Below are 23,212 nucleotides of genomic sequence, written 5' to 3'. Positions count from 1 at the left end.
GGCGGACTCCACTCGAACATAAAATCGATATAAAAGAAAAACTGAAACAATCGTGATTGTTGGCACACGTCGCAAGACCCTGCATAAGCCGAAAAAGCCCCTGCGCAAAAGGGGTGACGTGCGAACCGCTATTTGCGGTTTTACCCGGGTCGGATCCGTGGATCGCGATCGGGACCGGGGATCATAGCCTAAACTGAGAAAGAGATCTTGTGTTTCTCAACAGATTCTTCCCGATTTATCCACAGGAGGATCGAAACCGGGTAAGTGTAATCGATCCTGGCGAGAGTGCGGCACGATTTCGCCCGCATATTGGAAAAATTAATGAGCTATGCCGGTTTTGAACAGAATCGATCTAACAAAGATCCTTTACGATCCTTGCGCTTTACCCGCCAGGCCGTATAATCCCCCACCCGGCGCGTAACGCCCGTTTTCGCAACTCGTCTCAGCTTATTTTTTGTGCGGCAAGGTGCGAGAAATAAGGAAAGAGAATTGACTCCGGAGTGTACAATTATTACAATCCGGCCTCTTTAATCACCCACGCTGAGGCGTAAGTCGTTCGAAGTTCGTTCGGGTCTACGCAAAAGTCAGTGAATTTATTCAAGTTTAGGTAGAAATCGCCATGAAACGCACTTTTCAACCGTCTGTACTGAAGCGCAACCGTTCTCACGGCTTCCGTGCTCGTATGGCTAATAAAAATGGTCGTCAGGTTCTGGCACGTCGTCGTGCTAAAGGCCGCGCTCGTCTGACCGTTTCCAAGTAATAAAGCTAACCCTGCGTGGTTAAGCTAGCATTTCCCAGGGAGTTACGTTTGTTAACTCCCAGTCATTTCACTTTCGTCTTCCAGCAGCCACAACGGGCTGGCACGCCGCAAATCACCATCCTCGGCCGCCTGAATTCGCTGGGGCATCCCCGCATCGGTCTTACCGTCGCCAAGAAAAACGTTAAGCGCGCGCATGAACGCAATCGGATTAAACGTCTGACGCGTGAAAGCTTCCGTTTACGTCAACATGAACTCCCGCCAATGGATTTCGTGGTGGTGGCAAAGAAAGGGGTTGCCGACCTCGATAACCGTGCTCTCTCGGAAGCGTTGGAAAAATTATGGCGCCGCCATTGTCGCCTGGCTCGCGGGTCCTGATAGGCCTTATCAGGGTCTATCAGCGCCTGATTAGTCCGCTACTCGGGCCGCACTGTCGTTTCACGCCAACCTGTTCTCAATACGGAATTGAGGCATTGCGCAGGTTTGGAGTGATAAAAGGCAGTTGGTTGACGGTGAAACGCGTATTAAAATGCCACCCTTTACACCCTGGTGGTGACGACCCCGTCCCGCCTGGACCATTTGATACCAGAGAACACTAACGATGGATTCGCAACGCAATCTTCTTATCATCGCTTTGTTGTTCGTGTCTTTCATGATCTGGCAAGCCTGGGAGCAGGACAAAAATCCGCAAACCCAGCAGCAGACCACGCAGACTACGACCACAGCAGCGGGTAGCGCCGCAGACCAGGGCGTACCGGCCAGTGGCCAGGGGAAACTGATTACGGTTAAAACTGATGTGCTTGATCTGACCATCAACACCAGCGGTGGTGATGTTGAGCAAGCGCTGCTTCCGGCTTACCCGAAAGCGCTGAAATCTACTGAACCGTTCCAGTTACTGGAAACCACGCCACAGTTTATCTATCAGGCACAGAGCGGCTTAACCGGTCGTGACGGCCCGGATAACCCGGCTAACGGCCCGCGTCCGCTGTATAACGCTGATAAAGATGCGTATGTACTGGCTGACGGCCAGAACGAAATCGTTATTCCGCTGACTTACACCGACAAAGCGGGCAACGTCTTCACCAAAACTTTCACCCTGAAACGCGGTGATTATGCGGTGAACGTTGGCTACAACGTGAAAAACGTCGGCGAAAAACCGCTGGAGATCTCCTCCTTCGGTCAGCTGAAGCAAACGGCAGCGCTGCCATCAAGCCGCGATACACAAACCGGCGGTCTGTCTACCATGCACACCTTCCGTGGCGCGGCGTACTCCACTGCTGATTCGAAATACGAAAAATATAAATTCGATACTATCGTCGACAACGAAAACCTGAACGTCAGCACCAAAGACGGTTGGGTGGCGATGTTGCAGCAGTACTTCACCACCGCGTGGGTTCCGCATAACAACGGCACCAACAACTTCTATACCGCTAACCTCGGTAATGGCGTTGTCGCTATCGGCTATAAATCACAGCCGGTACTGGTGCAGCCTGGTCAAACCGACAAGCTGGAAAGCGTGCTGTGGGTCGGCCCGGCTCTGCAGGATAAAATGGCTGCCGTCGCGCCGCACCTGGATCTGACCGTCGACTACGGCTGGCTGTGGTTCATCTCCCAACCGCTGTTTAAGCTGCTGAAATTCATCCACGGCTTCCTCGGCAACTGGGGCTTCTCGATTATCGTCATCACCTTTATCGTTCGTGGCATCATGTACCCGCTGACTAAAGCGCAGTACACCTCCATGGCGAAGATGCGTATGCTGCAGCCGAAGATTCAGGCAATGCGCGAGCGTCTGGGCGACGATAAACAACGTCAAAGCCAGGAAATGATGGCGCTGTATAAAGCTGAAAAAGTTAACCCGCTGGGTGGCTGCTTCCCGCTGATTATTCAGATGCCTATCTTCCTTGCGCTGTACTACATGCTGAGCGCCTCGGTTGAACTGCGTCATGCGCCGTTTATCCTGTGGATCCACGACCTGTCCGCGCAAGACCCGTACTACATCCTGCCGATCATCATGGGCGCGACCATGTTCTTCATCCAAAAGATGTCGCCGACCACCGTGACCGACCCGATGCAGCAGAAGATCATGACCTTTATGCCGGTCATCTTCACGGTGTTCTTCCTGTGGTTCCCGTCTGGTCTGGTGGTGTACTACATCGTCAGCAACCTGGTAACCATTATTCAGCAGCAGCTGATTTACCGTGGTCTGGAGAAGCGTGGCCTGCATAGCCGCGAGAAGAAAAAATCCTGATTCGGTGTAGGCCGGATAAGGCGAAGCCGCCATCCGGCAATGCGCGCCGGGTTGCCTGATGGCGCTAACGCTTATCAGGCCTACAATCAAAAGGCGGTCGAATGACCGCCTTTTTTTATTGCGATTTGAAGAGACATATCATGAGCCATAACGACACTATCGTCGCCCAGGCAACCCCACCGGGACGCGGGGGTGTGGGCATCCTGCGTATCTCCGGCCTTAAGGCGCGCGACGTCGCGCAGGCGGTACTCGGCAAGCTGCCGAAGCCGCGCTATGCCGACTATCTGCCGTTCAAAGACGCCGACGGTACGCCGCTGGATCAGGGGATTGCGCTGTGGTTCCCGGGACCCAATTCCTTTACCGGCGAAGATGTCCTCGAACTGCAGGGCCACGGCGGCCCGGTCATTCTGGATCTGCTGCTCAAACGTATTCTGACGTTGCCCGGCGTTCGCATAGCCAATCCGGGCGAGTTTTCCGAGCGCGCGTTCCTCAACGACAAGCTCGACCTGGCGCAGGCAGAGGCCATCGCCGACCTTATCGACGCCAGCTCAGAGCAGGCGGCCCGTTCGGCGTTGAACTCCTTGCAAGGGGCCTTCTCCGCGCGTGTGAACCATCTTGTGGAAGCGCTCACTCACCTGCGCATCTACGTGGAAGCGGCGATTGATTTCCCGGATGAAGAAATTGATTTCCTCTCCGACGGTAAAATTGAAGCCCAACTGAACGACGTGATCGCCGATCTCGATGCCGTCCGCGCCGAAGCCCGTCAGGGCAGCCTGTTGCGTGAAGGGATGAAAGTGGTGATCGCTGGACGGCCTAACGCCGGTAAATCCAGCCTGCTAAACGCCCTGGCCGGCCGTGAAGCGGCGATCGTCACCGATATCGCCGGCACCACCCGCGACGTGCTGCGCGAGCATATTCATATCGACGGTATGCCGCTGCATATCATCGATACCGCAGGCCTACGTGACGCCAGCGATGAAGTGGAGCGCATCGGCATTGAACGCGCCTGGCAGGAAATTGAACAGGCGGATCGGGTGCTGTTTATGGTCGACGGCACCACCACCAGCGCCGTTGACCCGGCGGAGATCTGGCCGGACTTTATCGAACGCCTACCCGCTAAACTGCCGATTACCGTGGTGCGTAATAAAGCCGACGTCACCGGCGAAGCGCTGGGGCTCAGCGAAGTAAATGGCCACTCACTAATCCGCCTGTCGGCGCGTACCGGTGAAGGGGTCGAGGTGCTGCGCAACCACCTTAAGCAGAGCATGGGCTTCGATACCAACATGGAAGGCGGCTTCCTCGCCCGTCGTCGCCACCTGCAGGCGCTGGAAACGGCAGCGAACCATCTGCAGCAGGGAAAAGCCCAACTGCTGGGCGCCTGGGCCGGGGAACTGCTGGCGGAAGAGCTGCGTCTGTCGCAACAGGCATTAAGCGAAATCACCGGCGAATTTACCTCTGACGACCTGCTGGGCCGCATCTTCTCCAGTTTCTGTATTGGTAAGTAAGCATTACTGGTAAGCATCTACTAACCCGCCATAACGTTCTGTTATGGCGGGTTTTTTATTTAATGTCCCTAATCACATCAACTCTGTGAGGCAATCACCTGTTTTTCCTTTCAGGAAAAGAGTGTTGTCCAAATGGCAACTCGTACTCCCTGGCGCTAGCCACTATGCTGTACGCCATTCTTATTGCGAGGGTCCTATGGCACGCTTTCTTATCTGCAGTTTCGCTTTGGTACTGCTCTATCCATCCGGCATTGATATGTATCTGGTCGGCCTACCGCGCATCGCCCAGGATCTTGGCGCCAGCGAGGCGCAGCTGCATATCGCCTTTTCGGTCTATTTAGCCGGTATGGCTACCGCGATGCTTTTTGCCGGGCGCGCGGCGGATAAATCCGGGCGTAAACCGGTCGCGATTTTTGGCGCCATCACCTTCATACTGGCCTCGCTACTGTGCTCGCAGGCGCATAACAGCACGCATTTCCTGATCGGCCGCTTTATCCAGGGGATCGGCGCGGGAAGCTGCTACGTCGTCGCTTTTGCCGTTCTGCGCGATACGCTGGACGAGCGCCGCCGCGCCAAGGTACTGTCGCTGCTTAATGGCATTACCTGCATCATTCCCGTTCTCGCGCCGGTACTCGGCCATCTGATCATGTTGAAATATCCGTGGCAGAGCCTGTTCTACACCATGACAGGCATGGGGGTGATGGTAGGGTTATTGTCGGTGTTTATGCTGCGCGAGACGCGCCCGACAACGCATCCGCAGGCAGGCGCACAGCATAATGCCACTGCTGAATCGCTGCTAAACCGGTTTTTCCTTAGCCGCATAGTCATTACGACTCTCAGCGTCACCGCAATTCTGACCTACGTGAACGTCTCTCCGGTGCTGATGATGGAAGAGATGGGTTTCGACCGCGGAACTTATTCAATGGCGATGGCGCTGATGGCGATGGTCAGCATGGCCGTGTCGTTCTCCACGCCGTTCGCCCTGACGCTGTTTAAACCACGCACCCTGATGCTGACCTCGCAGACGTTGTTCCTTGTCGCTGGCGTGGTATTGAGCCTCGCCGTCAGCCAGCCCCTCACCATGCTGGGATTAGGCATGATCTGCGCGGGTTTCTCGGTCGGCTTTGGCGTCGCGATGAGCCAGGCGCTAGGGCCTTTCACGCTGCGCGCGGGCGTCGCCAGTTCCGCTCTCGGTATCGCTCAGGTCTGTGGTTCTTCGCTGTGGATTTGGCTGGCGGCTATCATCGGGCTGAGCGCCATGAATATGCTGATCGGGATACTCATTGCCTGTAGCATAGTCAGTATTGTTCTGATACTGGTCGTCTCGCCGGCGCGCGCGACGCAAGATAATGAAGAAATCCCTGTCGAGTCTCGATCTTAATCTCCTGCTGTGCCTGCAGCTTCTGACCCAGGAGCGCAGCGTCACCCGCACGGCGAAACGGATGAACGTTTCGCCGTCGGCGGTGAGTAAATCATTGGCCAAGCTACGCGCCTGGTTTGACGATCCGCTATTTGTTAAAACCCCACTAGGGCTGGCGCCAACGCCGTTAATGAGCAGCATGGAGCAGGATCTCGCCGACTGGATGCAGATGGGCAATCAGATCCTCGATAAACCGCACCACACCATGCCAAGCGGCCTGAAGTTTGAGCTGGCGGCAGAATCGCCGCTGCTGATGATCCTGTTCAACACCCTCTCCCAGCAAATTTATCAACGTTATCCACAGGCGCTGATCCGCTTACGCAACTGGGATTACGACTCGCTGGATGCGATCATTCGCGGCGAGGTCGATATCGGTTTTTGCGGCCGGGAAACCCATCCCCGTTCGCGCGAACAGCTGAGCCTGCTGCCGTGGTATATCGATTTTGATGTCCTGTTTAGCGACCTGCCGCAGGTGTGGCTGCGCGCCGATCATCCGGCGCTTAATGAAGAGTGGAATCTGGAAACATTCCTGCGCTATCCGCACATCAACATCTGCTGGGAACAGAGCGATACCTGGGCGCTGGATGATGTGTTACATGATCTGGGCTACAAGCGCACCGTCGCGCTGACCCTACCCGGCTTTGAGCAGTCATTATTTATGGCGGCGCAGCCGAATCACACCATGATAGCCACCGCGCCGCGCTATTGTCAGCACTATAATCAGCAACACCATCTGCCGCTGGTATCGCGCCCGCTGCCGCTGGAGCCGCAGCTACTGGAAAAAATGCGCGTGCCGTTCACCCTGCTGTGGCATAAGCGTAATAGCTATAATCCAAAGATCGTATGGCTCAGAGAGACCCTTAAACAGCTCTATTCCAATACGCTGTAGGGAATTTGCCCATCATCCTCACGTTGTTGCGCAAGAAATTGTAAAAGTCAGACATTATCCCTTCTCAAGGAAGAATTTCCGCATTAAAACCTGCTCATTGTGAGCGATAATATCATTCACAATTTTTATCTCTGACCATTAATCACGGAGCGACGAATGGCAACGCATTTTGCAAGAGGGATACTCAACACCAGGGAGCCGCTATCGACGCGTTTGTCGGCGGCATGTCATCAATCCGCACGTAACCTACCCGAATACCGACAGAGCCGCTATCGCGCCTCGCGTTCGCTGCTCGCTGAACTGCTTTTCATGCTTTATGGTATCGGCGAACTGCCGGAAATCATTAGCGAACCCAATGGACGGCCCGTATTTCGCGATCCCCACCTTCCCCGCTTTTCCATCTCTTATGCCGGGAATATCGTCGGCGTAGCGCTAACGACGGAAGGTGACTGCGGTCTCGATATGGAACTGCAGCACGCCTCGCGTGGCGTCCATCCGCTACATGCCGCCGATCGCTATGTCTTCAATAGCAATGAGAATTTATGGATTAACATCCAGCACGATCCGGATGAAGCCCGCGCCCAACTGGTCGCGCTGCGCCGCAGCGTGCTGAAGCTCACCGGTGAAGCCCCGGTACGAGTACAACTGCTGCCGGGGTCTGGTCGCCTGCGTACCGCTGGCACCCAATCGATTGAAGCCATCTGTGATGCCGAAACGCTGCTGGTGTGGTCAATTGCCGTCACCCCGAATATCGGGCCGCTGAAGGTCTGGGAATTCGATAGTAAAGAGGGCTGGCGCTGCCTGCCTGATGCGCAAACGCGCGCCAAAGAGACTGACGCGCGCCTGATGCGCTTTACCAGCTTACCGGTAGAAAAAGTATTCTCCCTCAACTGACCGGTTTAGCCGGCCATCATGATGCAAAGGAGCACTCATGTCTGATACGTTGAAAGTTGTTACGTTACTCGGAAGTCTGCGCAAAGGTTCTTTTAATGCCATGGTTGCGCGTACGCTGCCAGGCATTGCGCCTGCGGGCATGGAAATCTCCGCGCTGCCGTCGATCGGCGATATCCCGCTGTACGATGCCGATATCCAACAGGAAGAGGGGTTCCCGCAGAGCGTGCAGGAGATCGCGAAACAAATCCGCGAAGCGGACGGCGTGGTGATCGTTACCCCGGAATATAACTACTCGGTACCCGGCGGCCTGAAGAACGCCATCGACTGGCTCTCACGTCTACCGGAGCAGCCGCTGGCCGGTAAGCCGGTGCTGATCCAGACCAGCTCAATGGGCGCTATCGGCGGGGCTCGCTGCCAGTATCATCTGCGCCAGATTCTGGTCTTCCTCGATGCGATGGTCATGAACAAGCCGGAATTTATGGGCGGCGTGATTCAGAACAAAGTCGATCCGCAGGCGGGTGAAGTGGTCGATCAGAGCACGCTGGACCATCTGCGCGGCCAGCTGACCGCCTTTGGCGATTATATTCAGCGGGTAAAAGCATAAAAAAAGCCCGGCAGCGATGCCGGGCCATTTCATCATGCGTGCGGATCAATGCGCATCGATAAAGACAATTTTCAGCACGAACAGCAGCGAAACGATAATCACGCACGGGCTGAGTTCACGCAGACGGCCAGTGCCAATCTTCATCACGCAGTAGGAAATAAAGCCCAGGGCGATACCTTCGGTGATCGAGAAGCTGAACGGCATCATCACCGCGGTGATAAACGCCGGTACCGCTTCCGTCAGGTCATCCCACTTCACGCGCGCCAGGCTTGAGGTCATCAGCACGCCAACGTAAATCAGCGCCCCGGCGGCGGCATAGGCCGGAACCATCCCCGCCAGCGGCGACAGGAAGATGACCAGCAGGAACAGAATACCCACGACAACGGCGGTCAGGCCGGTACGCCCGCCAACGGAAACGCCGGAGGAGGATTCGATATAGGCCGTAACCGAAGAGGTGCCAATAAAGGAGCCGGCGACGGACGACACGCTATCGACGAACAGCGCCTGCTTCATGCGCGGGAATTTACCCTGCGCATCCGCCAGCCCGGCTTTATCGGTAACGCCAATCAGGGTGCCGGAGGAGTCGAACAGGTTAACCAGCATGAACGAGAAGATCACGCCCGCCAGGCCAAGGTTCAACGAACCGGCCAGATCGACCTGCCCCACAACCGAGGTTACGCTCGGCGGCGCGGAGACGATGCCGGTATAGTGCACATCGCCGAGCATCCAGCCCAACAGGGTGGTGACCACGATGGAGACCAGCACGGCAGCATGAATATTACGCGACGCCAGGATAGCGATAATAAAGAATCCGAGCACGCCCAGCAGCACGCTGTGGGAGGTCAGGTTACCGATGCTGACCAGCGTGTCCTGGTTCGCCACGATAACGCCAGCGTTCTTCAGGCCCATCATGCCGATAAACAACCCGATACCGCTGGTAATGCCCACGCGCAGGCTCACCGGGATATTGGCTATCATCCAGTAGCGTACGCGGAAGAGGGTCAGCAGCAGCAGGCCAACGGCGCCCCAGAAAATCGCGCCCATCCCCACCTGCCACGGCAGGCCCATCGCCTGAACCACCACGAAGGCAAAGAAGGCATTCAGACCCATCGCTGGCGCCAGCGCCACCGGCAGATTCGCGAACAGACCCATCAGGATGCTGCCGAAGGCCGCGATCAGACAGGTGGTCACAAAGACAGCGCTGGTATCCATACCCGCCACGCCAAGAATTTGTGGGTTCACGAAGACGATGTAGACCATCGTCAGGAACGTGGTGAAACCGGCGATCGCTTCAGTGCGCACCGTGGTGCCGTGCTCGCGCAGTTTAAATACGCGCTCCAGCAGACCCTGGCCAGAAGACTGGCTGGTTTGTTGTTGACTCATTATCGGTTTCCGAACGTAAAAGGAGGGAAAATTCGAGGCTATCCTATACCAAATTACGGCACCAGGCGCGGTTGTATGGTAATTTTTTTCATTTATTTTGCTTATACGGCAACGATTGCGTCGCGGCATTGAGCATTACGAAAACGTTAAACTTGTTAAATTGGAAATAGTATGACCCAACCACAAGCAGTATTTTTCGATTGTGACGGCACGCTGGTCGACAGCGAGGTGATTTGCTCACGCGCCTATGTTCACATGTTTCAAGAATTCGGTATTACGCTGGATTTAGCCGAAATTTTTAAGCGCTTCAAGGGCGTTAAGCTGTACGAGATTATCGACACCATCAACGCTGAATATGGCGTTAACCTGCAGAAAGAGACTCTGGAGCCGGTGTATCGCGCCGAAGTCGCCCGTCTGTTCGATAGCGAGCTGGAGGTCATCCCCGGCGCCGCTGCACTGCTGGACGCGGTGAAGATCCCGATGTGCGTGGTGTCGAATGGCCCGGTCAGTAAAATGCAGCATTCGCTCGGTAGAACGCAGATGCTGCACCACTTCCCCGACCGGCTGTACAGCGGTTACGACATTCAGCGCTGGAAACCCGACCCGGCGCTGATGTTCCATGCGGCAGAGGCCATGCAGGTACAAGTCGAAAACTGTATTCTGGTTGATGATTCCAGCGCAGGAGCCCAATCGGGGATCGCCGCAGGTATGGAAGTCTTTTACTTCTGCGCCGACCCGCACAACCAACCGATCGATCATCCAAAGGTAACGACCTTCACCGATTTAGCTGAGCTGCCGGCATTGTGGAGAGCGCGTGGCTGGGATATTACTCGTTAAGACCCGGCGTCGCTACGCTCGGCCGGGCTACGGTTGATCACAACGGTAGCCCCGCTGGCCAGCGGCTTTTTAGTGCTGCAATTCCGCCGCTGCTGCTTTATCCGCAATAATCACCAACGAAGGGTGCAATTTGAGCACCGATGCCGGCACCTGTTCGCTGACCGGGCCTTCCACCACCTGCTTTAGCGCTTGCGCTTTCGCCGCGCCGCTGACAATCAACAGCAGGTTTTTTGCCGCCATCACGCTTTTCGGCCCCATGGTGACATAGCTATCCGGCACCACGTTGAAATCGCCCCCCATCTCACCGTTCGCAACAATGCCAACCAGATCCCCCTGAATCGGTACTTCGACCGTCTCATCATGAAAGCGCGTGGTGTTCGGCAGGTTGCCGCAAAAATGGCCGTCGGCGCCCAGCCCCAGCACAATCAGGTCAAGACCGCCGACCTCTTCCAGGCGGCGATCGTGTTGAGCCGCGTTCTCCAGCGTCAATTTGTGAATATTCTCTTCTTTGATCTGCGCTGGGGTAAAAAACAGCTGGCGCAGGTTGGAAATCGTCACCCCTTCACGCTGCTGGCCGCGAAAAGGAATCTCATCAAAGTTGTAATAGTGCACCCGATCATAGAATGATTTCCCTTTGATGGCGGCCACCAAATGCTCATACATACGCTTCGGCGTACTCCCCGCCGTCACCGCCAGATTCATCCGTCGCAGCATTGTGATATAGCCTAAAAGATGATGGCAGGCGACCAGGCTCATCTCTTCATAATCTTCCGTCACAATCAATTTCATCTCATCTTCCTTTACTGGTTGAGACAGGGGGCGCCATGCCCCCTGACGGTTATTTAAAGAGCTTTTGCACAAACTCGGCATAGGCCGGACGCCAGACGTCCATTTCATGATTCAGGCCGGGATAAGAGTGGTAATCAAATTTGATCTTCTGCTTTTCCAGTTCGCTTTTCAGGCCTGCAATATCTTTGCCAGTGACGGAGTCTTTTTCGCCAACCGCCAGCGTAAAGTTACGCAGTTGCTTATTGATGGCGTCAGGGTTATTCAACTGCGCCTCCACGCCAGCATCGGGAACCGTGGTTGTCGTAACCCCGCTAAAGGTGGCAAGCCACCCGAAGCTATCAAGATGGTTCATCCCGGATACCAGCGCCTGGTAACCGCCCTGCGACAGCCCCGCCAGCGCCCGGCCGTCGGCATCTTTACGCACGTTAAATCGGGAATCGATCAGCGGAATGATGTCGTGCATCAGTTCGTTGTCTGCGGCTTTCGCATTGAGTGGATAGAAGTTTTTACGCCGCTCCTGCGGCGGGAAGTTTTCCGCGATCGCTTGAGGAATATCGGTTTCGGTATCCGGCACCACCACCAGCATCGGCTTGATTTTGCCCTCCGCCAGCAGATTATCCATCATTTGCGGGATGCGTCCCTGGTCGATGGCCGACAGACCGCTATCGCCAAAACCGTGGTAGAAATAGAGCACCGGCAAAGGCTCGCCGCTGCCGTTATAGCCCGGTGGCGTCCAGACGTAGACGCGACGCTCTGACTTAAGCGCCGTCGAATGGTAGGTGACGGTACGCAGATCGCCGTGCGGGACCGCCCGATCGTCAAGAATGCTGCCGGGCACCAGGATCAGGCTGGTATTCACCTGGCGTTGCGGTTTCTGGTAGCGGCTGCCGGTATCGACGGAACGAAAACCATCCACATCGAAATAGTACTCATAAAGATTGGCGGCCAGGCGATCGCTTTTCCACGTCCATACGCCCTGGGTGTCTTTGGTCATGTCATGAGAGACAAAGGTATCCGGCGTCGACCCCGTGACGACGGAAACGCGCCTGGCATCGGGGGCAAATAATCGGAAAGTCACGCTGTTATCCGTATTCACCTGAGTAATATATTGGCTGACAGGAATAGCGGCATCAGGCATCGTCGGCAGCGGTGCGGCGTGCGCCGTAAATGTGGCGCCAGCCAGCGCCAGGGCGAAGTAAATTGCATGTCGTTTCATTTTGATTCCTTTTTACGTTTTTATTAGCAGGCGCTTGCGGCCTTACCACCAAATTTCAGCCTGCGCGCCGACCGCGAACTGGTCGTTCTTGCCATCTTCAAAAACCGCGGTGGTATTGTTAGCAGCCTTATCCAGATCGATATCTTCGGCTTTAATATAAGTCGCATAAAAACGGATTTCCGGGCGCGAGGTCAGCATACTGGTATTAACTTTGAAGGTATGGATTAAGGTGGTCTTATAACCGGATTCGTTATATTTCTTGCCCGTCACATCTTTGTTCTGCTGTTTGAAGTAGCCCAATTCAACGCCGGTCTGATTATATTTATTCCAGATATATGCCGGACGGACCACGGCGCGAATAGATTCAAAGTCTGAATGGGCGCCGGTTTCATAGCTATAGATGTCATTACCAAATGAGTAGACGATTGCATTCGCCATAATGACATCATCGCGCAGATAGGTTTCCCCCTGCGAGGTTAAGCGCACGGCGGTGCCGTTGGTATGATCGCCATAATAACGCCCATTATTGGTGGTATATGGGCTCGAACCGGCATAGCGCGAGAAGCTGCTGGCGATGGAGTTGTTCGCCAGTAATAATGAGAACTCGTTAAAGCCGCCGTTATCAAATTTCTGCGTTAATGAGGTGCCCACCATCCAGGTATCTTTCCATTGGTAGTAACCTTCATTCCCCTCTTTATATTTCTCTGATGAGCTTTGATTGGCGGCGACATAGCGCCCGCTCACCATCAGCGAGGCTTTATCCCACAGCGGAATATCTTTGTAACGCACATCCAGGGTATTGGTATTAATTTGCTGCTTATTAGTCAAAGAGCGGTCATAGTCATCGATGTCTTCGCGCACCAGCGCGATATCAAATTTACCGGCGCCCACCTTCCAGTTTTCAAGCCCCACGCCAGCCGCCGCATCGGTTCTTTGCGTTTTCCAGTCCAGCATCTGGATCTCGATTTTCGGCGCGCCGTGCTTACCGACCCAGAAATCCGCTTCCGGGGCAAACGGCAGAAAGCCTTTGGTGTTGACGTACATATCCGAGAACTGAAGGTAGTTTTCGCCGCCGGCATTGTCGCCAAACCAGCCGGTAGAATACTGCTGACCCACATTGCCATCGAGCATCACGATGGCATCCACACGTTTGTCACCCTCCTGAAAAACGCGCTGTTTAAGCTGTAAATCAAACCAGCCGGAATACTCGTTACCCAAACGGCCAAGCGAGCCGATGGCCCACGATTTTGGCGAACCGTGCGAGGCGGTCCCCCAGCCAGAACGGTAATAGCCGTTATAGCTAAAGCCGATTTCATCTTTTACAAACTTGCTAAAATCTTTCAGCGTCATGGCGCTATAGGTTGGCTCACCGCCCTGCGCCGGCTGTTCATTTTTGACCAGTACCGCATCCGGCTTAGCGGCCGCTTGGGTCGCCGTGGGCGCTTTCGCACTCTGGCTCTTCTGGCTATTTTCCGGTTGCGACCAGGCGGCCCAGACCTGGTTCCTTTTTTTCTCCTGATCCTGATATTTCTTGAGTTCTTTTTGCGTGTCCTGAAGCGCTTTTTCCAGAAGCTCCAGCCGTTGTTCAACCGTAAGTTGCCCGGCAATAAGATTTGTTGAATAAGAAAGCGGCGCCAGCAAAACCATCGCCGAAGCGATCATATTTCTTCTAATCATAATAATCCCTTATATAAGCATTGGCGTAAATGAAACACGTAACAAATAAATAGCGTTATGTTTTTAATAAACTGCATTAATACCATTCCACGTAACTGCAGCTTTTATTTTCCTGCCGAATAAGTGGCAAAAAAAAACCTGAAGGAGACCATCTGCATTAACAGATAATCCTCTTCAGGTTTTGCCCGCTCATTGCGGTAACAACCCTTATCACCAAACCATTCAGCGTCTAAAACAAAAAAACCTGACATCGCCGCCTGGGGCAATATCAGGTTTTGCCTGCTGTCGCAGTAACAATCCATTTGACCTTCTGAGCAGCAACGCCCGGTCAGTGGGAAAGATTGTTACGCGATAAAATTTAAAACTCAAATAGCCAGAGTATTAATTGTGACGATAATCGCAGCAATATGTCAGCGATGCAGACAATCATTGTTGATTCTGATTATTCCCTTTACCAGAATCAACCATCATGATCTTTACTCTTTCGGATCTTTACCCGCGAGCAGTTTATCCAGTTCGTCGCCGCCTACGTGACGGAAATCCTGGCCTTTGACGAAGTAGAAAATATATTCGCAAATATTCTGACAGCGATCGCCGATACGCTCGATGGAACGCGCGCAGAACAGCGCGGTCAGGACGCTCGGAATGGTGCGTGAGTCTTCCATCATGTAGGTCATCAGCTGACGCACGATGCCTTCATATTCCTGGTCGACTTTCTTATCTTCACGATAGATGCGTACCGCCTCATCAAGATCCATACGCGCAAAGGCATCCAGCACGTCATGCAGCATCTGTACGGTATGGCGGCCCAGCGACTCAAGGCTCACCAGCAGCGGCTGGTGCTGCTGAGAAAACTTCTCCAGCGCGGTACGGCAGATTTTATCCGCCACGTCGCCAATACGTTCCAGCTCGGCGATAGTCTTGATGATCGCCATCACCAGGCGCAGGTCGCTGGCGGTCGGCTGACGTTTAGCGATGATGCGCACGCAGGCCTCGTCGATCGCCACTTCCATCATATTGACCTGCTTGTCGCCGTCGATTACGCGCTTCGCCAGATCGCTGTCCTGATTGTGCATCGCGGTGATCGCATCAGAAAGCTGCTGCTCCACCAGCCCACCCATGGTCATCACCTGGGTGCGAATGTACTCCAGCTCTGCGTTGAACTGGCCGGAAATATGTTTATTAAGATTTAAGTTATCCATGATGTCTCCTGATTGCCCATCGGGTTAGCACCTGAAAGCAGAAGGGCAATCAACCGTAGCGGCCAGTAATATAATCTTCAGTTTGCTTCTTAGCGGGCTTGGTAAACAGATCGTCCGTGTTGCTGAATTCAATCAGCTCGCCAAGATACATAAATGCCGTATGGTCGGAACAACGCGCAGCCTGCTGCATGTTGTGGGTAACGATAACGACGGTGTAATCCTGCTTCAGCTCGGTGATAAGTTCCTCGATGCGCCCGGTGGAGATCGGGTCCAGCGCTGAGCAAGGTTCATCGAGCAACAGCACTTCCGGGCGAATCGCGATACCGCGGGCGATACACAGACGCTGCTGCTGACCACCGGAGAGAGAATACCCGCTCTGGTGCAGTTTATCTTTGGTTTCATTCCATAATGCGGCTTTGGTCAACGCCCACTGCACGCGCTCGTCCATATCGGCTCGCGACAGCTTCTCAAACAGGCGCACGCCGAAGGCGATGTTGTCGTAGATGGACATCGGAAACGGCGTCGGCTTCTGGAATACCATCCCCACTTTCGCGCGCAGCAGCGCGATATCCTGGGTATTGGTGAGAATATTGTCGCCATCCAGCAGAATTTCGCCTTCCGCACGCTGCTCCGGGTACAGCTCAAACATCTTGTTGAACGTACGCAGCAGAGTGGATTTACCGCATCCTGACGGGCCGATAAACGCCGTCACCTGGTTCTTAGCGATATCCAGGTTGATGTTCTTCAGGGCATGGAATTTGCCGTAGTAGAAGTTCAGGTCACGAACTGAAATTTTACCCGGATTCGCGTTTACCATACTCATCTCAATCTCTTCCTCATTCGGCGCCGCTTAGGCCGCGCCGCAAAAATTAACCGTGTTTCTTCTTCGCGAAGACAACGCGCGCCAGAATATTCAGCAGCAAGACGCACAGGGTGATAATCAATACCCCGGCCCATGCCAGTTGCTGCCATTCCGCGAACGGACTCATGGCAAATTTAAAAATGGTCACCGGCAGGTTGGCGATCGGCTGCATCATATCGGTGCTCCAGAACTGGTTGGAGAGCGCGGTGAACAGCAGCGGCGCCGTCTCCCCGGCGATACGGGCAATGGCCAGCAGGATACCGGTCATAATGCCGGATACCGACGCCTTAAGGGTGATCGCGGAAATCATCTTCCATTTCGGCGTCCCCAGCGCATAGGCTGCTTCACGCAGGCTATCCGGCACCAGCTTTAGCATGTTTTCAGTGGTACGAATCACGATGGGCACCTGCAGCAGCGCCAGCGCGATAACGCCCGCCCAGCCGGAGAAATGCTGCATCTGCGCCACCACGATGGTGTAGACAAACAGACCCACGACGATAGACGGCGCGGAAAGCAGAATATCGTTGATAAAGCGGATGATTTCCGCCAGTACCGACTTACGGCCATATTCCGCCAGATAGATACCGGCCATGATACCCAGCGGCGTACCAAAGACGGTCGCCCACAGGATCAGCAGGCCGCTGCCCGCCAGGGCGTTCGCCAGACCGCCGCCCGCGGTATTCGGCGGTGGCGTCATTTCGGTGAACAGCGCCAGGCTCATGCCGTCGATGCCACGCGTGATGGTCGACATCAGGATCCAGATAAGCCAGAAGAGGCCGAATGCCATGGTCGCCATCGACAGGGTCAGGGCGATGCGGTTCTTCAGGCGGCGCTTAGCCTGCATCTTGCGACGGGATTCCGCCAGTTCGGCGGTGGTTTGCAATTCGATCGTTGCCATTAGCGTGCCCCCTCGTTCTTAGCGAGACGCATAATCATGAACTTCGACGCGGCCAGAACGATAAAGGTGATAACGAACAGGATCAGGCCCAGTTCCATCAGCGCCGCTACGTGCAGGCCGCTTTCCGCTTCCGCGAATTCATTGGCCAGCGCCGAGGTAATACTGTTGCCCGGCATATACAGCGAAGCGCTGTCGAGCTGATAGGTGTTACCGATAATAAAGGTGACGGCCATGGTTTCGCCCAGCGCGCGGCCCAGGCCGAGCATGACGCCGCCAATCACCCCGTTTTTGGTGAACGGCAGCACAATGCGCCAAATCACCTCCCACGTGGTGCAGCCGATCCCATATGCGGACTCTTTCATCATCACCGGCGTCTGCTCGAAGACATCACGCATTACCGCGGCGATATAAGGAATGATCATGATGGCCAGAATGACGCCGGCCGCCAGGATGCCGATACCGAACGCCGGGCCGGCAAACAGCGCGCCGACAAAGGGGATCGTCGAAAGGACGTTGCCGACTGGTTCCTGGAAGTAAGTCGCAAACAGCGGGGCAAAAATAAACAGGCCCCACATGCCGTATACGATACTCGGGATTGCCGCCAGCAGCTCAATAGCGATACCCAGCGGGCGTTTTAGCCAGGCCGGGGAGAGTTCAGTCAGGAACAGCGCGATGCCGAAGCTCACCGGAACGGCGATCAACAACGCGATAATTGAGGTAACCAGAGTCCCGTAAATCGGTACCAGCGCACCGAAGATCTCATTCGGCGCATCCCACTCTTTGGTCCACAAAAAGGAAAAGCCAAATTTCTGAATACTTGGCCATGAAGAGATGATGAGGGAAACGATGATGCCACCCAGCATCAATAGCACAATCAGCGCAGCCAGTTTTACCAGCGCGCTGAAGATCATGTCACCCTTTTTCCCCGGAGGGTTGAATGCCGGCTTGCTTGCAGCCATAGGTTACTCTTTAAGTTCGGGCCCAAAAAGCCAGCATTTTACTGAGCTTACGGGCAAAGGTAATGCTATACCCGAAATAATTCGAGCTGCAGGAAGCTAGCCGGCAGCTCGACATTCCGCGGGTATTAGTACAGCGCTTTACCGCTGCTGTCTTTCACGTTGGTTTTCCATGCGGCGCGAACCTGCTCAACCACGCTGTCCGGCAGGCTGGCGTAATCCAGCGCATTCGCTTCTTTGCCGCCGTTTTTATATGCCCAGTCGAAGAACTTCAGCACTTCCGCGGTATTCTCCGGCTTATTGGAGGCCTTGTGGACGAGGATGAAAGTGGTTGAGGTGATCGGCCATGCATTTTCACCTTTCTGGTTAGTCAGGTCCTGAGCGAAGGACTTGCTCCAGTCGATACCTTTCGCCGCATTAGCGAAGTTATCTTCCGTCGGGCTGACCGGCTTGCCGTCAGCGGACAGCAGTTTGGTGTAAGCCAGGTTATTCTGCTTAGCGTAAGCATACTCGACGTAGCCGATCGCGCCCGGCAGACGCTGAACGAAGGCCGCGATACCGTCGTTGCCTTTACCGCCCAGACCGGTCGGCCAGTTTACGGTAGAGCCTGCGCCAATTTTAGATTTCCACTCTTCGTTCACTTTCGCCAGATAGCTGGTGAAGACGAAGGAAGTACCGGAACCATCCGCGCGGCGAACCACAGCGATGTTCTGAGCCGGCAGCTTCAGGCCAGGGTTGAGTTTAGCGATCGCTTCGTCATCCCATTTTTTGATTTTGCCCAGGTAGATGTCGCCGAGGGTTTTACCATCCAGCACCAGCTCGCCGGATTTAACGCCCGGCAGGTTAACCGCCAGCACCACGCCGCCGATCACGGTCGGGAACTGGAACAGGCCTTCCTGCGCCAGTTTGTCATCAGCCAGAGGAGCATCAGAAGCACCGAAATCCACGGTGTTGGCAATAATCTGTTTAACGCCGCCAGAGGAACCAATACCCTGGTAGTTAACTTTATTGCCCGTTTCTTTCTGATAGGTATCAGCCCATTTGGCATACACCGGAGCAGGGAAAGTTGCACCTGCGCCAGTCAGGCTTGCTGCTGCGAAAGCAGAGAAAGCGCTCATCGATAAGGTCGCGGCGACAACTGTTGCGACGGTGGTACGCATAACGTTCATAATGTCTCCTGCTGGGATTCGTAAACCGTTGTTTCGAAGCTATGGTGAGCAAAATAGGACAAACAGGTGACAGTAAAATGTACGAATTATGACAGTTTTATGACACACCAGGGGAAAGTAAGAAAACCTAAAATAAAATTAATAATATCAATTAATTACATTTTTATCTTTTGGTCATATGACAGGAAGATTTTGCTTTTATTACATGATTATGGATAACGTAAAATCATCTGGCAACGTTGAGATGTTGGGCAACCATAGCAAGCCTGATCGTACGGCGATAAAGCGTAAACAGGGTAAAAGCCGTTCCATTCATCAATCTACGGCCTAACCAGAGTACGGCTATCTCACACATAAAAAGAATGACCTTATTGGCAGCAATAGCTTCATCTGCGATGACGGCAAGCGCCAGCACTATACAAAAAATAAACAAATTGGCGAGATATAGGTACATAAAAATACGTAATCCAACAGCATGACCTCGACCTACTAACCCTGCAGCTACGCTAGTTATAACAATAACCCCTAAGAGCAGCGGAAAGTAGAAAGCCAGAAAACGGGGCGGAGTAAGTTGGAGACTCTGCAATATAAAAGCCGCATTAACTGAAAAAATAACAATTAATATCAAATAAATACAAGCAGGAACTAGCGGAGAAGGTGATAAGCGTTGCCCATGAGACAAGCTCATCATATCTGTTGTTGTATGCTGCGCGATCTCATCTCTATCTCTTCGCTTGATAAGTTGATCGATTTCCACACCATGCTTGAGAAGCGCTAAGAAATTATTACCACATAAGTTTTTCATTTTAGAATCGCAAACGATTGAATTGTCCCTATTACGTAATCACCAGTTTTTTTAAGGCTCCCAGGTGAACCAATGACTCCACTCACCGCACTTCCCGAAAAAGCAGTCATACTCGATAATGCACTAATTAGTTGTTTTTTAAGCTCTTTCTGGATCGGCTCAATAGGGTAACGTTTAGGATAAACTCCAGCCCGAATCAATGCTTTTATTTCTTTATTAGAAATACCGGGATTTTGTGTTTTTATAATTAACTCGGTTAAACGAGCCCGATCCTGCCTCGGCCATGCTTTAAGCCACTTTTTTGCTTCTAAAGAAGAAATCGCTTTCATACTTTTATAAGTTTTTAAAACATCAAGCAATGCACCAGCAGCAGAAGCAAGAGAGATGACATCCAACGCCGTTGACGTTGATGTATACCAATCTTCCGAATCCAACCAACCTGTTAACGCAGAATTATTGAACTCAATATCCCATAGCCTTATCACACCATTGATACATTGCGCAGTTGTTGCCACCGCACCTGCATACCCTAATATCGCAAATGCGCTTGATGCTCCAGCAGTAACTGCAGTAGCACCAGTACCGATAATAAAAACACCCGCAGTTAACAGAGCACCGCCACAAGATAGTGCTGTTGACGATATTTCCGAACTTAATGACGGCTCAGATATAGCTTTCTTAATACTTTGCTCAGAAGAGTATGTATCTCTACGATTAAGTTTTGTGACTATTACATGGGTTATCTGATTTCGCGATGAGTTAGCATAACAACGGGAAGCCCGGACGAGATAACTCATTCTTCCATCATTAAATATGATACCTACTTGATTAAAATCACGGGTGCAATCTAATGCGGAACCTAGAGCGCGGAAATCAAAGTCAGAGCCAGATGTATTACCCATCCAGCGAGAAAAGTCATAATTTAATAACTTATTTTCTGAAATAGAGAAGAGAGAACTCATAGCATTCCTTGCATTGGCGTTTAGTATAAAAACTATACGACATACTCGTGTATGTAAACACTCCCTATAAGAAAACAGAGAAAAAACAAGAAAACAGGACAATTCCTATTTTGTGTATAGTATTAAAATAAAATCAAAAATAGACTGTGACAATATAAAAAATCCGGCATCCCTTTGCAGAAATACCGGATTATAGCGTCACTCAAAAGAGTGTCGGTCCGTACAGCCTGATTACTCTACGGTCACCGATTTCGCCAGGTTACGCGGCTGGTCAACGTCGGTGCCTTTGATCAGCGCAACGTGATAAGCCAGCAGCTGCAGCGGCACGGTGTAGAAGATCGGCGCAATCACCTCTTCGACATGCGGCATCTCGATGATGTGCATGTTGTCGCTGCCGCTGAAACCGGCGTCTCCATCGGCGAAGACGTACAGTTCACCGCCGCGGGCGCGAACTTCTTCAATATTGGATTTCAGTTTTTCCAACAGTTCGTTGTTCGGCGCCACCACGATAACCGGCATTTCGGCATCAATCAGCGCCAGCGGGCCGTGTTTCAGCTCGCCCGCCGCATAGGCTTCAGCATGAATGTAGGAGATCTCTTTCAGCTTCAGCGCCCCTTCCAGCGCGATCGGGTACTGATCGCCGCGGCCAAGGAACAGCGCGTGATGCTTATCGGAGAAACGTTCCGCCAGCTGTTCGATGCGCTTATCCTGCGATAGCATCTGCTCGATACGGTTCGGCAGCGCCTGCAGGCCATGCACGATATCCTGCTCGATAGCCGCATCCTGGCCCTTGAGACGCGCCAGTTTCGCCACCAGCATCAACAGCACGGTCAGCTGAGTGGTAAAGGCTTTGGTCGATGCCACGCCGATTTCGGTACCGGCTTTGGTCATCAACGCCAGGTCAGACTCGCGCACCAGCGAGGAGCCCGGAACGTTGCAGATAGCCAACGACCCCAGATAGCCAAGCTCTTTAGAGAGACGCAGCGCCGCCAGGGTATCCGCCGTCTCACCGGACTGGGAGAGGGTGATCATCAGGCTGTTGCGACGCACCGCGGATTTGCGGTAGCGGAATTCGGAAGCAATTTCGACATCGCACGGCACACCAGCTAACGCTTCGAACCAGTAACGGGAGACCATCCCGGAGTTATACGAGGTTCCGCAGGCAACAATCTGGATATGCTCAACCTGCGACAGCAGCGCGTTGGCATTCGGCCCCAGTTCGCTGAGATCGACCTCGCCATGGCTGATACGCCCGGTCAGGGTGTTCTTAATCGCGTTCGGCTGTTCGTAAATCTCTTTCTGCATATAGTGGCGATAAATCCCCTTATCACCGGCGTCATACTGCAGATTAGATTCGATCTCCTGGCGATTCACTTCCGCGCCGGATTTATCGAAAATAACCACCGTACGACGGGTAACTTCGGCAATATCGCCCTCTTCGAGGAAGATAAAGCGGCGGGTCACCGGCAGCAGCGCCAGCTGGTCAGAAGCGATAAAGTTTTCGCCCATGCCCAGGCCAATGACCAGCGGGCTACCGGAGCGTGCCGCCAGCAGCGTCCCCGGATCGCGGGTATCCATGATCACCGTACCATAGGCGCCGCGCAGCTGCGGGATTGCGCGCAGTACGGCTTCACGCAAGGTGCCGCCCTGTTCCAGCTCCCAGTGCACCAGATGCGCGATAACTTCGGTATCGGTTTCGGAGACGAAGACATAGCCACGAGACTGCAGCAGGGCGCGCAGCGGCTCATGGTTCTCGATGATCCCGTTATGGACCACCGCAATATGTTCAGAAACATGCGGATGCGCATTGCTCTCAGACGGCTCGCCGTGCGTCGCCCAGCGGGTATGGGCAATCCCGGTACCGCCGTGTAACGGTTGCTCTTCTACCGCCTGAGCCAGCATCTGAACTTTACCGAGACGACGAACGCGGGTCATATGACCTTCGTTATCGACCACTGCCAGACCGGCAGAGTCATAGCCCCGGTATTCCAGACGACGTAAACCTTCGAGAAGGATTTCAGCAATATCACGCTGCGCGACTGCGCCAACAATTCCACACATAGTTAAATTTCCTGATAATGGCGATATGCCATGCGTTGTCGCTGACCTGTATTTGCCCTTTACGGGCGCCCCGAGCCT

The 23,212-nt window shown here is 53.6% G+C and carries 24 protein-coding genes; 11 read left to right on the top strand and 13 right to left on the bottom strand.

The features are described from left to right. The first annotated feature begins 321 nt into the window (after positions 1 to 321). The 10 genes from ABLV78_RS25465 to ABLV78_RS25420 all read left to right on the top strand — a co-directional run bounded on the left by ABLV78_RS25465 (position 322) and on the right by ABLV78_RS25420 (position 8,317). On the top strand, positions 322 to 402 hold the full coding sequence (locus tag ABLV78_RS25465) for a hypothetical protein (protein ID WP_419773121.1): 81 nt from the start codon (positions 322 to 324) through the stop codon (positions 400 to 402). 217 nt (positions 403 to 619) lie between these two features. Then, positions 620 to 760, top strand: a complete 141-nt coding sequence (rpmH, locus tag ABLV78_RS25460; protein ID WP_015369029.1) for a 50S ribosomal protein L34 — start codon at positions 620 to 622, stop codon at positions 758 to 760. Between the two features lie 15 nt (positions 761 to 775). After that, positions 776 to 1,135 (top strand): ribonuclease P protein component, encoded by a 360-nt coding sequence (gene rnpA / locus ABLV78_RS25455; protein WP_015703902.1) that lies wholly within the window; start codon positions 776 to 778, stop codon positions 1,133 to 1,135. Continuing rightward, entirely contained in the window at positions 1,099 to 1,356 is a 258-nt protein-coding gene (gene yidD, locus ABLV78_RS25450) for a membrane protein insertion efficiency factor YidD (protein ID WP_015703903.1), read from the top strand. Before rnpA ends, yidD begins: the two co-directional genes overlap by 37 nt. Positions 1,357 to 1,358: 2 nt before the next feature. Beyond that, a complete protein-coding gene (gene yidC, locus ABLV78_RS25445) occupies positions 1,359 to 3,005 on the top strand; it encodes a membrane protein insertase YidC (RefSeq protein ID WP_015369027.1) in 1,647 nt (548 codons plus the stop codon). A gap of 140 nt (positions 3,006 to 3,145) precedes the next feature. Continuing rightward, positions 3,146 to 4,510: a tRNA uridine-5-carboxymethylaminomethyl(34) synthesis GTPase MnmE gene (mnmE, locus tag ABLV78_RS25440; protein ID WP_042894095.1), complete on the top strand. Its 1,365-nt coding sequence runs from the start codon at positions 3,146 to 3,148 to the stop codon at positions 4,508 to 4,510. A 196-nt stretch (positions 4,511 to 4,706) separates the two neighbouring features. Continuing rightward, the gene (locus tag ABLV78_RS25435; RefSeq protein ID WP_047044603.1) at positions 4,707 to 5,891 is read left to right on the top strand and encodes an MFS transporter; all 1,185 of its coding nucleotides are present in this window, start codon (positions 4,707 to 4,709) and stop codon (positions 5,889 to 5,891) included. Next, positions 5,860 to 6,819, top strand: a complete 960-nt coding sequence (gene yidZ, locus ABLV78_RS25430) for an HTH-type transcriptional regulator YidZ (RefSeq protein WP_047044600.1) — start codon at positions 5,860 to 5,862, stop codon at positions 6,817 to 6,819. Before ABLV78_RS25435 ends, yidZ begins: the two co-directional genes overlap by 32 nt. A gap of 309 nt (positions 6,820 to 7,128) precedes the next feature. Further along, entirely contained in the window at positions 7,129 to 7,713 is a 585-nt protein-coding gene (locus tag ABLV78_RS25425; protein ID WP_161798780.1) for a 4'-phosphopantetheinyl transferase family protein, read from the top strand. Between the two features lie 37 nt (positions 7,714 to 7,750). After that, the gene (locus tag ABLV78_RS25420; protein WP_045378124.1) at positions 7,751 to 8,317 is read left to right on the top strand and encodes an NADPH-dependent FMN reductase; all 567 of its coding nucleotides are present in this window, start codon (positions 7,751 to 7,753) and stop codon (positions 8,315 to 8,317) included. 45 nt (positions 8,318 to 8,362) lie between these two features. On the opposite strand, the gene ABLV78_RS25415 is transcribed toward ABLV78_RS25420, so the two are convergent. Further along, complete coding sequence (locus tag ABLV78_RS25415; RefSeq protein WP_072206473.1) at positions 8,363 to 9,700, bottom strand: NCS2 family permease; 1,338 nt, start codon at positions 9,698 to 9,700, stop codon at positions 8,363 to 8,365. A gap of 171 nt (positions 9,701 to 9,871) precedes the next feature. Here ABLV78_RS25415 and yieH point away from each other — a divergent pair, with 171 nt between their 5' ends. Next, positions 9,872 to 10,537 carry a 6-phosphogluconate phosphatase gene (gene yieH / locus ABLV78_RS25410; protein WP_032713001.1) on the top strand — a complete coding sequence of 222 codons (666 nt, stop codon included), beginning with the start codon at positions 9,872 to 9,874 and terminating at the stop codon, positions 10,535 to 10,537. Positions 10,538 to 10,606: 69 nt separating this feature from the next. Here yieH and ABLV78_RS25405 read toward each other — a convergent pair whose 3' ends face one another. From ABLV78_RS25405 to glmS, 12 genes are all read right to left on the bottom strand, one after another. Continuing rightward, complete coding sequence (locus ABLV78_RS25405; RefSeq protein ID WP_047044594.1) at positions 10,607 to 11,326, bottom strand: glucosamine-6-phosphate deaminase; 720 nt, start codon at positions 11,324 to 11,326, stop codon at positions 10,607 to 10,609. 49 nt (positions 11,327 to 11,375) lie between these two features. After that, positions 11,376 to 12,542: an alpha/beta hydrolase-fold protein gene (locus ABLV78_RS25400; RefSeq protein WP_047044593.1), complete on the bottom strand. Its 1,167-nt coding sequence runs from the start codon at positions 12,540 to 12,542 to the stop codon at positions 11,376 to 11,378. A 42-nt stretch (positions 12,543 to 12,584) separates the two neighbouring features. Then, positions 12,585 to 14,219, bottom strand: a complete 1,635-nt coding sequence (locus ABLV78_RS25395) for a carbohydrate porin (protein WP_088389927.1) — start codon at positions 14,217 to 14,219, stop codon at positions 12,585 to 12,587. 104 nt (positions 14,220 to 14,323) lie between these two features. Further along, positions 14,324 to 14,521, bottom strand: a complete 198-nt coding sequence (locus ABLV78_RS25390; RefSeq protein ID WP_047044587.1) for a hypothetical protein — start codon at positions 14,519 to 14,521, stop codon at positions 14,324 to 14,326. A gap of 174 nt (positions 14,522 to 14,695) precedes the next feature. Next, positions 14,696 to 15,421 (bottom strand): phosphate signaling complex protein PhoU, encoded by a 726-nt coding sequence (gene phoU / locus ABLV78_RS25385; protein WP_004145007.1) that lies wholly within the window; start codon positions 15,419 to 15,421, stop codon positions 14,696 to 14,698. A 49-nt stretch (positions 15,422 to 15,470) separates the two neighbouring features. Beyond that, on the bottom strand, positions 15,471 to 16,244 hold the full coding sequence (pstB, locus tag ABLV78_RS25380) for a phosphate ABC transporter ATP-binding protein PstB (protein ID WP_015369015.1): 774 nt from the start codon (positions 16,242 to 16,244) through the stop codon (positions 15,471 to 15,473). Between the two features lie 46 nt (positions 16,245 to 16,290). Further along, positions 16,291 to 17,181 carry a phosphate ABC transporter permease PstA gene (pstA, locus tag ABLV78_RS25375; protein ID WP_045395998.1) on the bottom strand — a complete coding sequence of 297 codons (891 nt, stop codon included), beginning with the start codon at positions 17,179 to 17,181 and terminating at the stop codon, positions 16,291 to 16,293. Further along, positions 17,181 to 18,140, bottom strand: coding sequence for a phosphate ABC transporter permease PstC (gene pstC / locus ABLV78_RS25370; protein ID WP_045396000.1), 960 nt, complete (start codon positions 18,138 to 18,140; stop codon positions 17,181 to 17,183). Before pstC ends, pstA begins: the two co-directional genes overlap by 1 nt. Positions 18,141 to 18,265: 125 nt before the next feature. Further along, positions 18,266 to 19,306 carry a phosphate ABC transporter substrate-binding protein PstS gene (gene pstS, locus ABLV78_RS25365; RefSeq protein WP_015369012.1) on the bottom strand — a complete coding sequence of 347 codons (1,041 nt, stop codon included), beginning with the start codon at positions 19,304 to 19,306 and terminating at the stop codon, positions 18,266 to 18,268. A 226-nt stretch (positions 19,307 to 19,532) separates the two neighbouring features. Continuing rightward, on the bottom strand, positions 19,533 to 20,111 hold the full coding sequence (locus tag ABLV78_RS25360; RefSeq protein WP_045396002.1) for a hypothetical protein: 579 nt from the start codon (positions 20,109 to 20,111) through the stop codon (positions 19,533 to 19,535). Beyond that, positions 20,108 to 21,073, bottom strand: coding sequence for an Ssp4 family T6SS effector (ssp4, locus tag ABLV78_RS25355; RefSeq protein WP_047044582.1), 966 nt, complete (start codon positions 21,071 to 21,073; stop codon positions 20,108 to 20,110). The genes ABLV78_RS25360 and ssp4 overlap by 4 nt, the downstream gene beginning before the upstream one ends. A 231-nt stretch (positions 21,074 to 21,304) precedes the next feature. After that, on the bottom strand, positions 21,305 to 23,134 hold the full coding sequence (glmS, locus tag ABLV78_RS25350; protein ID WP_015703916.1) for a glutamine--fructose-6-phosphate transaminase (isomerizing): 1,830 nt from the start codon (positions 23,132 to 23,134) through the stop codon (positions 21,305 to 21,307). Between the last annotated feature and the right edge of the window lie 78 nt (positions 23,135 to 23,212).

Origin of the sequence: Klebsiella sp. CN_Kp075 (genome assembly GCF_040065055.2) — a bacterium.
Classification (GTDB): Bacteria; Pseudomonadota; Gammaproteobacteria; order Enterobacterales; family Enterobacteriaceae; genus Klebsiella; species Klebsiella aerogenes.
Note: the sequence above shows the minus strand (reverse complement) of the source record. Positions and strands in the feature narration are given on the sequence as shown.